Genomic DNA, 14031 nt, shown 5'->3' with positions numbered 1-14031 from the left:
AGAATTGGTGCCGAGGAAAAGGCTCCTCGGCACCGGAAATCAACTCCGATTCTGGACGGCTGTGCAAGATGGTCAGATGACGTGCACTTGCGCCAATCTGTCATGATCGGGATCGACCGAAACGGTCAGATAGCCGAGCGGGTCGGTCGGCTCCGGCGCGATCGTCATCATATCCGCGACGACCGGCATCGCATGCGATTCGGAGTCGGTCGGGGCGGGTTCGGTCGTACCCTGCTGTGCGTCGAGATAACGGGACAGCACATCCTCCAGACTGCCTTGCCCCTCCATCAGCGACAGGGCGAGCCTGGCATCGGCGTTGCCGTTCGTGGCCACATGATCGACCGGCTCCGCGCGCAGGGTCATCGGCACCACATCGGCCTCCAGCGTGACGGCGTCATGGACCGACAGGCTGGTGATCGTCGCGGTCGGGAAGACCGGCGCCACGCCGTTGTTCAGGTCGATCGCCACGTCCAGCCGTGCGGTCGCGACCTGTCCGTCGGGCTGGACGATCTGATAGGTGAAGCGATCCACCGGATCGGTCGTGGCATAGCCCAGCGTCGAGAAGGGCTGATAGCTGTAATGCCCGACCTCATCGATGGTCAGCGTGCCGTGGGCGCCGGTCAGCGTGCGTGGCGTATCGCCGACATCCACGAATTGGCCGCCAGACAGCACCCGGATTGCTAGGAACGGGCTGCCCAATATGTCGTTGGCGAGCAGTTCGCCGGTGACGGGCGTGGTTCCGGTCAGCGCGAACTGGTCGAGATGGGTGACGGTCTGGCCGACATAGACGCTGGTCGTATAGCCCGTGCCCAGCGTATTGGTGCTGGTGACGGTATAGTTGTACGTGCCGGAGGGAAGGGCGGGGAGCGAGACGCTGATCCCCGAACCCAGCAGCCCGCCGACCCCGGCCACCGCGAGGCCGGAGGCGGTTCCGACCACCAGCCCCGCCGCGTTGGTGACGACGATCGAATAGCTGGGCAGCACGGCCAGCCCCGGCGCGATCACCGCCGAAAGGGTGACGTTGGCCGTGCTGTTCGGCTCGACCGTGAAGCTGTCGCTGATTCGTCCGGTCTGCGTCCCGGTCAGCACCCCCGCCGTGGGCGTGGCGAAGCTGCTGTCGATCACCGGCGCGCGGGTTTCCACGACATTGGCGAAGCTGGCGGCGGCGATGGCGGTATCGTTGACCGCGACCGGCGATCCGGCGATGTCCGGGCTGGCGATCGCGATGGACAGCGTTGCGCTCGCCCGCTCGCCATCGCTGGCGTCGAACAGCGTATAGGTGAAGCTGTCCACCTTCCCCAGCGCGGCGGTGTCGGCATTGGGGGTATAGGCATAGCTGCCATCGCGGTCGATGGTCAGCCTGCCCCATTGCCCGACGATCACCGTATCGTCGGCGACGATGGCGGTCGTCACGCCGTTCAGCGTCACGCTCTCGACACGGGTCTGGGGGCTGACGACATCGACCTGTCCGCCCACGCCGACGTCGGTGATGACATTGCCCAGCGTGGGCGAGGGAATGACCTGAGTGATGTCGGTGAAGTCGGAATCGACGCCCGTGACTCTCAATCCGCCCAGCACGCCGACGCCCAGCGTGTTGTCGAACGTGACGAAGGCACGGTACTGGCCCGGCCCCAGATCGGCGCTGGCCACCAGATTGCCACCCAGCAGACTGACGTCGAGCAGCGTGGAATTGCCGCCTCCGCCATTGATCCCGACCCAATTGGTGCCGTTGAACCGCTGGATCACCACCGCATAGCCGCTTGCGACGCCCAGGTTCAGCGTCGCGTCATAGGTAAAGGTCGCATCCAGCGTGTGGCCCTGCTGAACGGTGAATGCGACATTGGGAACCGCCAGCACCTGTGCGTCGAGATTGACGAGGCCGAGCGAGGCGAGCGCCGTATAATTGGCGTTGCCCAGCGCCTGGTTGCTCTGGACCGGGACCAGGTCGACCAGCGCAGTCGCCGTATCGTCAAAGGCGATGATGTCGAACGGCGCGATGATCGAGACCGTGGCCGAGACATTGCCCGCCGCGTCGCGCAGACCGACATTCAGGGTCTCGCCCGCCACCTGCGGGACGGGCAGGGTGAGGGCGAAGGTGCCGCCCGCGCTGACCCCGCCGCTGGCGAGCACGGTGCCGCCCGCGGTCCGTATCTCGACAATGGTGCCCGGCTCGCCGGTGCCGGTGACGAGGGTGCCCGCGCCGTTGATCGCGGCGGCGGGTGGGGCGGGCGGGGTGATGTCCGGCGCGATCACGGGGGTCGCGACGGATCCGTTGCCGGCCGCATCGACCTGCGCCACGGTCAGGGCCTGGCCATTGGCCTGCGGGATGGTCAGCGTCGCGCTGTAAGTCCCGTTTGCCCCAACCAGTGCGGTGCCGACGACCAGCCCCTGCGGATCGAGGATGCGCACCGTCGCGCCGACCTCGCCGGTGCCGGTGACGATCGTACCCGTTCCGTCGACCAAAGCGGTGGGCGCGGCGGGCGGCGTGATGTCGGGCGCGACCAGCGGGGTGGGGGCGGAGGCGTTTCCGGCCCCATCCGCCTGCACGACGGTCAGCGGCTGGCCATTGGCCTGGGCCGTGGTCAACGTCACACTGTAGAGGCCATTGGGTGCGACGATGGCGGTGCCGATCACCGCGCCGCCCGCATCGCGGACCGTGACGGTCGCGCCGGCTTCACCCTGGCCGGTCACGAGCACGCCGGTGGCATTGATCGCGGCGGTCAGGCCGGTGGGGGCGGTGATGTCCGGCGCGATCGCCTGCGCGACGCCCGAGACATTGCCGGCCAGATCGGCCTGGGTCAGCGTAAGTAGCTGCCCATTGGCCTGCGCGGGGGTCAGGGTGGCGGTGAAGCTGCCATCCGCACCGACGAGCGCGCTGCCCAGCGCGACGCCGCCCGCGCCCCGGATGGTGACGGTTGCGCCCGGCTCGCCCGTGCCGGTCAGGGTGGCGCCATCGGCCGCGACGGCGCCGATCGGGGCGAGCGGGGCGATACGGTCAGGCGCGGTGACGGCGGCGGGGGTGGAGGCATTACCCGCCGCATCCGCTTGGATCACCGACAGTGCCTGGCCATTGATCTGCGGCGTGGTCAGGATCGCGGCGTAGCTGCCATTGGCGGCGACGGTCGTGGTGGCCAGCACCGCGCCACCCGCATCGCGGATGGTGACGGTCGCGCCAGCCTCGCCCTGACCGGTGACGACCGTGCCCGCACCGTTGATCGCGGCGGTCAGCCCGATGGGAGCGGTGATGTCGGGCGCGATCGCCTGCGCGGTGGCCGAGACATTGCCCGCCGGGTCGGACTGGGTCAGCGACAGCAATTGGCCATTGGCCTGGGCGGGGGCGAGCGGCGCGGTGAAGCTGCCATCGGCCGCCACCACGGCGGTGCCGATCACCGCTCCGCCGACGCTCCGGATGGTCACCGTCGCACCCGCCTCGCCGGTGCCGATCAGGGTCGTGCCGTCCGCCGAGACGAGGCCGATCGGTGCGGCCGGTGGCGTCAGATCGGGTGCCGTGACCGTGGCGGGCGCCGAAGCATTGCCCGCCGCATCGGCCTGTGTCGCCTGAAGCAACTGACCATCGATCTGCGGGGGTGTGAGGATCGCGGCATAGCTGCCATTGGCGGCGACGAGCGCGGTGCCCAGCACCGTCCCGCCCGCATCGCGGATGGTGACGGTGGCGCCCGCTTCCCCCTCGCCGATGACGAGCGTCCCGGCGCTGTCGATGGCGGCGGTCAGGCCGGTGGGGGCAGTGACGTCCGGCGCAGTCGCCAGCGTCGGGACCGAGACATTGCCCGCCGGATCGGCCTGGGTCAGCGTCACGACCTGACCATTGGCCTGGGGCGGGGTCAGGGTCGCGGTATAGCTGCCGTCCGCGGCAACCAGCGCGGTGCCAATCACCGCGCCGCCGGCTCCCCTGATGGTGACGGTGGCGCCCGCCTCGCCGGTGCCGGTGACGCTGGCACCGTCCGCCGCCACCACGCCCAGCGGAGCAGCGGGTGGTGTCAGGTCCGGCGCGATCACGGCGGCGGGGGCGGAGGGATTGCCGCCGCCGTCGCTCTGGATCACGGTCAGCGCTTCGCCATTGATCTGCGGCGTGGTCAGCGACAGGGCATAGTTGCCGTTCGCCCCTACCGTCGCAGAGCCCAGGACCGCGCCGCCCGCGTCGGTGACCTGCACCGTCGCGCCGACTTCGCCCGTGCCGCTGACGATCGTGCCCGTGGGATCGATCACCGCGACCGGCAAGGCAGGCGGGGTCAGGTCGGGCGCGATGGCGGATGCGGGGGGCGAGACATCGCCCTCTGCATCCGTCTGCGTCAAGCGGACCACCTCACCGTTCAATTGCGGGGTGGTCAAGGTGGCGGTATAGAGGCCATTGGCCGCGACCACGGTGGTGCCGATCACGGTGCCGGTGGCATCGCGAACGGTGATGGTGGCGTCGGGCTGCCCCGTGCCGGTGACGCTTGCCCCGTCCAGCGCGACGATCGCGGTCGGTGCCGGCGGCGTGTCGTTGGGGATCAGGTCGGGCGCGATCGCCGTGCCGGGGACGGAGACATTGCCAGCCGCATCCGCCTGGGTCAGCGTCAGCACCTGTCCGTTGGTCAATGGCGGGGCGAGCGTGACGGTGAAGCCGCCATCCGCACCGACCGGTACCGTGGCGAGCACCAGCCCGACCGGATCGGTGATCGTCACCGTGGCGCCGATCTCACCCGTACCCGACACCGTCACGCCATCGGCGGAGACGATCGCGACGGGGGCTGCCGGGGGCGTCTGGTCCAGTGCGACCAGCGTCGTCGTGGTCGATAGATTGCCGGTCGCATCCGCCTGGATGACGGTCAGCACCTGGCGGTCGATCTGCGGGGTCGCGAGGGTGATGGCGTAATTGCCCTGCGGGTCGGCGATCACGCTGCCCAACACATTCCCGCCAGCGTCGCGCACGGTGACGGTGGCGCCCGCCTCGCCAATGCCGGTGACGATGGTGCCGGTCGGATCGAGCGCGGCGAGCGGCGCGGCGGGGGGCGTGACGTCGGGAGCCGTCACGGTTGCGATGGGGGAGACATTGCCCGCCGCATCGCTGAGTGTCGCACTCACCGTGCCGCCATTGCCTTGCGCGGGCGTCAGGGCGACGGCGAAGCTGCCGTCCGCCGCCACCACGGTGGTGCCGATCACCGAGCCGCCCACGTCGCGAATGGTGACGGTCGCGCCGACCTCACCGATGCCGCTGGCGGTCGTGCCGGTCGCATTCAGGGCAAAGAGCGGCGCGTCGGGCGCGGTGAGGTCGGGGGCGGTCACCGCGACGGGGGCCGACGGATTGCCGGTGCCATCGGCCTGGGTCACCTGAAGCACTTGGCCGTTCAGCTGCGGCGTGGTCAGGACCAGCGCATAGGCCCCGGTGACGGAGGCGGTGCCGGTGCCGATCACCTGTCCGGCGGGATCGCGTACGGTGACGGTGGCGCCCGCCTCCGCTTGGCCGCTGACGATCGTGCCGGCGGCGTCCAGCGTCGCGGTCAGCCCGGTCGGCGGCGTCGTGTCGAGCGCGGTCAGCGCCAGCGGTGGCGAGACATTGCCCGCCGCATCCGCCTGCACCACCGATAGAAACTGCCCATTCAGCTGCGGCGTGACGAGCGGCACCACAAAGCTGCCGTCCGCTGCCGCGACGGCGCTGCCCAGCACGGTACCGTCGGCGGCGCGCACGGTGACGGTCGCGCCCGCCTCTCCGACGCCGGTGACGACGGTGCCGTCCACCGCCAGCGCCCCAAGCGGCGCGGCCGGGGCGGTGAGGTCCGGGGCGATAGGCGTGACGGGGGTGGAGACGTTGCCGGTCGCATCGGCCTGTACGACCTGCAACGTCTCGCCATTGCGCTGCGCCGGGCTAAGGGCGACGGCATAGCTGCCATCCGCGTCGACCTGCGCGGTACCGATCGTCACGCCGGCCGGATCGCGTACCGTGACGGTCGCACCCACTTCACCTTGCCCGGTCACGATAGCGCCATCGGCGCTGATCGCGGCGGTCAGCCCGGTCGGGGCGGTGGTGTCCGGCGCGGTGAGGGTGACGATCGGCGAGGCATTGCCAGCCGCATCGCTCTGGACAAGTTGCAGGGTTTCGCCATTGGTCTGGGCGGGGATCAGCGTGACGCTGAAATTGCCGTCCGCGCCTACCGGCCCGGTGCCGATCACGCTGCCATCGGCGGCGCGGACGGTGACGGTCGCGCCGGCTTCGCCCGTGCCGGTCAGGGTCGCGCCATTGTCGATGATCGTTCCAGTCGGCGCCAGCGGCGGGGTGGTGTCGGGTGCGATGACGGTCGTGGGGGCGGAGACATTGCCCGCCGCATCGGCCTGGGTCACCTGAAGTGTTTCGCCATTGGTCTGCGGCGTATTCAACGTCGCGCTATAGACGCCGTTCGCGGCGACGGTCGCGGTGCCGATCACGGTGCCGCCCGCATCGCGGATCGTGACGCTGGCCCCCGCTTCGCCGGTTCCGGTGACGAAGCTGCCGTCACCGCTGACGGCGGCGGTCAGACCAGTCGGTGCCGTGATATCGGGCGCGGTCAGCGTTGCCGAGGGGGACAGGTTGCCGCCCCGATCGCTTTGGTCGACCGACAGTGTCTCGCCATTGGCCTGAACCGGGGACAGCGCGATGGCGAAGCCGCCGTCCGCGCCGGCCACGACCTGGCCGATGATCGTACCATTGGCTTGCCGGACCGTCACGGTGGCGAAGGGTTCGCCGGTGCCAGTGACGATGGTGCCGTCGGGCGAGACGGTCGCCACGGGGGCGTCCGGCGCGGTCACGTCGGGCGCGCCCACGATGCTGGGCGGTGAGATATTGCCTGCCGCGTCGCTCTGCACCGCGGTCAGCGTCTGGCCATTGGTCTGGGGAGGGGTCAGGGCCAGGGTAAAGCTGGTGTCCACGCCGACCACGGCGGTGCCCAGCGGGATGCCGTTCGCATCGACCACGCGGACGGTCGCCCCGGCCTCGCCATTGCCATAAACCGCCGTGCCGTCCGCCGACAGGATAGCGGTGGGCGGCGCGGGCGGGGTGATGTCGGGGGCGGTGACGATCGCAGGCGGAGAGGCGTTTCCGGCGGCATCGCTCTGAATGACGGTCAGCGTCTCGCCATTGACCTGCGGCGTGGCAAGCGCGACGTCATAAGTGCCGGCAGGCGATACCAGGACGGTGGCGATCACCGATCCGGCGGCATCGCGGACCTGCACCGTCGCACCGGGTTCGCCGGTGCCGCTGACGCTGGTGCCGTCGCTGCTCAGGATGGCGGTCGGGGCTGCGGGGGCGACGAGATCGGGCGTGGCGACCGTGGCGGCGGGCGATACATTCCCTGCGGCGTCGGTCTGCACCACCGACAGCGCCTGGCCGGAGGACACCTCGGCGGGCAAGGTCAGGCTGAAGCTGCCGTCTGCGCCCACCGTGGCGGTTCCAATCGGCTGGCCGGCGGAATCGGTGACGCCGATCGTCGCACCCGCCTCGCCCGTGCCGGTCAGGGTCGTGCCGTCCGCGCTGACACTGGCGATGGGGGCGGCGGGGGGCGTGATGTCCGGCGCTGCGAGAGTGATGACGGGCGAGGCATTGCCGGTTGCGTCGCTCTGAACGACGGACAGCGTGCCGCCATTGGCCTGCGGCGTGGTCAGGGCGACGGTGTAGTTGCCCTGCGCATCGACTGTGGCCTGGCCGAGGGTCTGGCCCGCCGCGTCACGCACGGTGACGGTCGCGCCTGCCTCGCCGCTGCCCGAGATGCTGGTCCCCTGCGCATCGATCGTGGCGGTCGGGGCCAGCGGCGCGGTGGTGTCGGGGGCGGTGACGGTTGCGGCGGGGGAGATGTTGCCCGCTGCATCTGTTTGGGTGACGCTCAGCGTCTCGCCATTGGCCTGCGCTGCAGAGAGCGGCGCGGTAAAGCTGCCGTCCGCGCCGACCGTGGTGGTGCCCAGTATTTGCCCGTCGGGCCCGGTGATCTGCACCGTGGCGCCGGGCTCGCCCGTGCCGGTGACGATGGTGCCGCCCTGATCGAGCGTGACGGCGGGCGCGGCCGGTGCGGTGGTGTCCGCCGTTGTCAGTGTGGTCGGCGGCGAGACATTGCCCGCCGCATCAGCCTGCGTCACGGACAGGGTGCCGCCATCGGCCTGAGGACTGGTCAGGGCGACGGTGTAGTTGCCCTGCGCATCGACGGTGGCCTGGCCCAGCGTCTGGCCCGCCGCGTCACGCACGGTGACGGTCGCGCCTGCCTCGCCGCTGCCCGAGATGCTGGTCCCCTGCGTATCGATGGTGGCGGTCGGGGCCAGCGGCGCAGTGGTGTCGGGGGCGGTGACGGTTGCGGCAGGGGAGACGTTACCCGCAGCATCTGTTTGGGTGACGCTCAGAGTCTCGCCATTGGCCTGCGCTGCAGAGAGCGGCGCGGTAAAGCTGCCGTCCGCGCCGACCGTGGTGGTGCCCAGTATTTGCCCGTCGGGCCCGGTGATCTGCACCGTCGCGCCGGGTTCGCCCGTGCCGGTGACGATGGTGCCGCCCTGATCGAGCGTGACGGCGGGCGCGGCCGGTGCGGTGCTGTCCGCCGGTGTCAGAGTCGTTTGCGGCGAGACATTGCCTGCCGCATCAGCCTGCGTCACGGACAGCGTGCCGCCATTGGCCTGAGGACTGGTCAGGGCGACAGTGTAGTTGCCCTGCGCATCGACGGTCGCCTGGCCGAGCGTCTGGCCCGCCGCGTCACGCACGGTGACGGTCCCGCCTGCTTCGCCGGTGCCCGAGATGCTGGTGCCCTGCGCATCGATCGTGGCGGTCGGGGCCAGCGGCGCGGTCGTGTCCGGGGCGGTGATGGTTGCAGCGGGGGAGACGTTGCCCGCTGCATCCGCCTGGGTGACGGTCAGCGTCTCGCCATTGGCCTGGGCGGTGGAGAGCGGCGCAGTAAAGCTGCCGTCCGCGCCGACCGTGGTGGTGCCCAGTATCTGCCCGTCGGGCCCGGTGATCTGCACCGTTGCGCCGGGTTCGCCGGTGCCGGTGACGGCGGTGCCACCCTGGTCGAGCGTGACGACGGGCGCGGCGGGCGCGGTGGTGTCTGCGGGGATCAGCGTGGTTTCGGGTGAGACATTGCCGGCCGCGTCGCTCTGAGTCACGGTCAGGGTGCCGCCATTGGTCTGCGGCGTCGTCAGCGTCAGGGAGTAGCTGCCCTGCGCGCCAACCACGGCGGTACCCAGTATCTGTCCGGCGGCGTCGCGCACCGTGACGGTCGCGCCCACCTCTCCGGATCCGGTGATCGTCGTGCCCTGTCCGTCCAGCGTCGCGATCGGCGCGGTGGGGGGCGTCATGTCGGGGGCGCTGACGCTCAGCCCTGGGGAGACGTTGCCCGCCGGATCGGACTGGGTGATGGTGACGGGCTGGCCATTGGTCTGGGGCGGGTTGACCGGCACGCTGAAGCTGCCATCCGCGCCGACCGTACCGGTGCCGATCACATTGCCTGCCGCATCGACGACGCGGACGATCGCGCCGGGTTCGCCGGTGCCGCTGACGCTGCTGCCGGTGGTGGAGAAACTTGCGGCGGGGCGGCCCGGGGCCTGCGTATCGACCGTGGGCTCGGGAGTCCGGTTGCCGCCATTGCCGCCGCCCGATACCGCCGCGACTAGGGCGCCGACCCCCGCCACGCCCAGCACCGCAGGAAGGATGAACGAGGAACTCGCCCCCTCCGCGCCCGCGCTGGCGCCGAGCAGCTCGTCGAGATCGCCGAGCGTGGTGAAACGGCCCGCGCCCGTGGCCGCCGGATGGGCCAGCCACTGCGCACCCTGATCGTCGCGCAGGACCAGATCGCTGATCACCCCCTGTTGCTGCTGATAGAAATGATCGATGCGCAGCGTGCTGCCATCGGTCAGCCGGAGGATCAGGTCATCGCCGTCCCGCTCCATCGCCGCCACTTGCGAGCGATCGAGGTTCAACCGGACGATGCTGGGGGTATTGAGTTCGACGACGTCAGCGCTGGTCGTCGTGGTGGCGCGGTTCGACTTGGCGATGATCTCGATCTGCACGGCCTGTTCCTCCCGTCATGTGTCCACCCCCGGTCGGGGGATGGGCGGGGAGGGCCAGCCATGAGTCTTCGCGCATGCGCTCGCGACCTCCCCTTATGCGAAGGCCGAAACCATGGTGAAGCAGGATGCGATGCCGAAATTCCGATTTCGGAATTTATTGAGATGGTTAATGGAAGTTTAAATCGCGACCTTTCGCGTGGGTGGCGAAAGGTCGCGCTCCTGGCGATCAGCGTCGGCGTGCCGAGGCCAGCACGGGCGCATCCGCGTCGGTCATCCGCACCGGGCGGATCGTGCCGTCTGGGGCATAGGTGATACGGTCGATCGCGACGACGCGCTCGCCCTGAAACGGCCCCGGTCCCGGTGCGCGGTCCCAGCGGTGATAGACGATCAGCCACCGGCCATCGGGCGTCTTGACGAAGCTGTGATGCCCCGGCCCCTGATGCCGATCGTCGCTGGTCAGGATCGCACCGCGATAGCGCCACGGCCCGATAGGCGAGGGGGCCGTGGCATAATGGACCGAATAGTCCGGGCCGTTGAAGCGCCCATGGCTATAGGACAGATAATAGACACCGTTCCGCTCATGCATGAAGGGGCCTTCGGTGAATTGCGGCGGGTTGGGAACCTTCACCTCGCGGGCGACGGTGACCATGTCGGGCTTCAATTCCCATACGCGCAGGGTCGAGCCCGCGCTGCCACCCGCATAGAGATAGATTTTGCCCGACCTGCGATCGGGGAAGACCATCGGGTCGATCGCCTCGAACCCCTTGTCGCCGGTGATCAACGGGCGTCCGCTATCACGGTACGGGCCCGCCGGACGGTCGGCCACCGCAACGCCGATCCGGCTGGGGGTCGGATTTTGCGGACCGACCGAATAATAGAGATAATATTTCCCGTTCCGGGTCGCGATGCCGGGGGCCCAGAGGAAATGCTCGGGCGCGCCGTCATCCTTGATCCAGCCGATCTGGTCGCGCCGGATCAATTCGCCACGCGGACGCCATGTCTTGAGGTCGCGGCTGGAAAAGGCGCCGAACCGGTCGGCGGCCCAGCTTCCCCCCGGCCCGCCGGTGGGGAATACCCATAGTTCCCGGCCGATCATGACCGCATGGGGGTCCGCCCCCTGGAATTGCGGATTGCGGGCGGTGACCGTGCCCGCCAGCGTCAGGGCGAGCGCACCGGCGGCGGCAAGGGTTCGCAAAAGCTTCATCGTCATCCTCCCCGATCAGAAACGGAACCGCACGCCCAGCGAATAGGTCCGCTCGATATAGCGCACCTGGAACGGATAGCTGTCCCCGGCGGCGTTGTAGCTCCGCTCGGTCCGCACTGGCGTGCCCAGCAGATTGAGCACATCGAACGCGACCGTCACATTCTTCGTCGGCGTAACGGTGGCGGAAAAGTCCATCACCCCCAGAGCCTTCTGATAGAGCGGCGACAGGAAGCCGTTCTGCAGATCCTGATATTCGATCACAAAGCGTGACCGCCAATTATAGGCCAGGCGCGCCGAGAAGACCGGCCGCTCGTAGAGGCCGACCAGGTTGAAGGCGTGCTTGGAGACACCAGGGAAGGACTGCTGCCCCGGCAGGCGGTCCTGGAAGGCGGGCTGCAACTCGGTCGCGGCATCGAGATAGGTGTAATTGGCCTGCATCCCGAAGCCACGCGCCCATTCGGGCAGCGCGTCGATGTCGAGGAAGCCGGTGAACGACGCCTCCAGCCCCTGGATACGCCCCTTGCCGCCATTGCTGGGAGCGTTGACGCGGCGGTCGGGCTGGCCCGCAATCTCGGTCAGCACCGTGTTGCGGAAGATGAAGTTGTCGACGTCGCGGCGGAACAGCCCGGCGGTCAGCGACCCGGTGCGCGAGAAATACCATTCCAGCGACAGGTCGTAATTGTTCGAGGTCAGCGGGCGCAGGTTCGGATTGCCGCTGCTGATGTCGATGATGCAGTTGGGCGCGTCCGGCCCCGTCGTCGGATCACCCGCGACCGGCGTACAGGCCAGCGGCGCGGTGTTGACGACGCTCGACGGATTCAGATCGATGAAGTTGGGCCGCGTCCGCGTCTGGGTATAGGCGAGGCGCAGTTGCAGCGTGCGGGTTAGCTCTGCCCGGAGCGAGGCGTTGGGCAGGTAATCGGTATATTCGTTGGTCTGCGCCACCGGCGTAAAGGTGTTGGTCGCGGCGTCATAGGTGTTGCCGTTCACCCGCGTGCGCGTGCGGATGACACGCACACCCAGATTGCCGTCGATCGGGATGCCGGGATTCACCGCATAACGGAGCTGCGCGTAACCGGCATAGGCGCGCTCGTTCGCGGTGAACGTCTCCTGCTCGTTGAACGGCACGTCGCCTTCCGGGAAGCCCGCGATCCCGCGAAGCGCGTCGAGATTGGCGAACACGCTGTCGAAGGTCGCACCGGGGAACACCGTATCGCGCTGTGCCTGGTCGAAGCGGAAGCCGCGCGTGATCGGTGCGATCGTGACCGGCAACTGGCCATAGCCGATGCCACGGTCGAGCAGGCTTTGATAACGCTGTCCGTTGTACCGCGCGGCATCGCGGTCGTTGAAGCGGAACCCGGCCTGGATGCGGGGCAGGAACGGGATGCCGGTTTCATACTCGGCATCGACCCGCGCCTGCACATCCTGACCTTCGGCACGGAACTGGCGGTCGAACAGGCCGCGCAGCAGATAATTGGCCGGATCGGCGGCGTTGAAGTTCACGAACTCGAACGTGCCGCCGCCATGGTTGCCGCTGATGTCGAAGGCGACGTTGCGCGTGGGCGAACTGGCAAAGGCATAGTCGATATTGGCCTGATGCTCGGTATAGCGGCTGTTCGTGTAGGCGAGGTCGGTCGTCAGCTTCAACCGATCGCCCGACCAGATCGCACCGCCCGCAATCTGATAGGTGTCGGTGCGCGCGCGGGTGAAGCCGTCATAGCCGTCTGGCGCGTTGGCGCCGCTGACCGTCATGCTGTTCGCCGCATTGCTGCCGTCGCCGCGCAGCACGACATTGGTATATTGTGCGTTCGCCCCGAAGGTCGGCACGAACAGCCAGTGATTGCGGTCCTCGGCACGATAGCCCTGGAACAGCCCGTCGACATAGATTTCCAGCCGCTCGGCAGGCTTCCACTGGATCGCGGCATTGACCGATGGGCGCCAGCGATTGCCGCTGCCATAGAACAGGCCATTGCCGTTGGGCCGGGTAAAGCCGAACGCATCGGCCGCGTCGCCCGGTGCGGGGGTGACGAACCGATCGACCTCGCGCGTCGAATCCAGATAGTCGATGTTGGTCATCGCGGCGTTCACGAGCACGCCGATCTCGCCGATGCCGGTGTTCCAGCGGTCGCTGATCAGGATATTGCCGTTGTAATCGACGCTCTGGCTCTGCTGCCAATGCACCCCGTTGAGCGAACCCGACAGCTCGAATCCGTCGAAGTCGAATGGACGGCGCGAGCGGACATTGACCTGTCCGCCGATCCCGCCCTCGATCAGGTTGGCGGTGCCGGACTTATAGACCTCCAGCGCCTGCACCGCGCCCGCTGGGAAATCCTGGATCGCGACGAAGCGGTTCTCGGCGGTGAAGATTTCGCGGCCATTATAGGTGGTGGAGATGTCGGGCAGGCCGCGGATCTGGACCTGCGCTGCTTCGCCCGCCGCGCGGTTGACCTGAACGCCGGTGACGCGGGCCAGTGCGGCGGAGGCGGTCACGTCGGGCAGCTTGCCGATATCCTCGGCGACGATCGCATCGACGATCCCCTCGGCATTGCGCTTGATCGCCTGGGCGGAGGCCAGGCTGCGGCGCAGGCCGGTGACAACGATCTCACCCCCTTCGACGGGCGCGGCCTGTTCGGCGGGGGCGGGGGTGGTGGGGCTGACGCTCTGGTCGGCCGCGCCGACGGGCTTGGGGGCCTCCTGCGCGATGGCGGGGGCCGCCATGACGAGCGCGAGAAGCGAAACCGATGCCGAACCCCGTGCCGATACGGTCATAGCCATAAGCTGCCGCATGATCCTCTCCTGACAAAATATTGATA

The 14031-nt window shown here is 68.9% G+C and carries 2 protein-coding genes and 2 pseudogenes; all 4 read right to left on the bottom strand.

Annotated elements, in window-relative coordinates:
* Positions 1-72: 72 nt before the first annotated feature.
* A pseudogene (locus NZL82_RS19810) lies at positions 73-1821 on the bottom strand (BapA/Bap/LapF family large adhesin); the annotation flags it as partial.
* A gap of 180 nt (positions 1822-2001) precedes the next feature.
* Positions 2002-10014: pseudogene (locus NZL82_RS10260) on the bottom strand (Ig-like domain-containing protein); the annotation flags it as partial.
* 226 nt (positions 10015-10240) lie between these two features.
* The gene (locus tag NZL82_RS10255; RefSeq protein WP_261269666.1) at positions 10241-11218 is read right to left on the bottom strand and encodes a family 43 glycosylhydrolase; all 978 of its coding nucleotides are present in this window, start codon (positions 11216-11218) and stop codon (positions 10241-10243) included.
* A 15-nt stretch (positions 11219-11233) separates the two neighbouring features.
* Positions 11234-14005, bottom strand: coding sequence for a TonB-dependent receptor (locus tag NZL82_RS10250; protein ID WP_261269665.1), 2772 nt, complete (start codon positions 14003-14005; stop codon positions 11234-11236).
* Positions 14006-14031: the final 26 nt, after the last annotated feature.

This window comes from Sphingomonas sp. LC-1, from assembly GCF_025371035.1.
Taxonomy (GTDB): domain Bacteria; phylum Pseudomonadota; class Alphaproteobacteria; order Sphingomonadales; family Sphingomonadaceae; genus Sphingomonas; species Sphingomonas sanguinis_E.
This window is presented reverse-complemented; position numbering and strand designations above follow the sequence as displayed.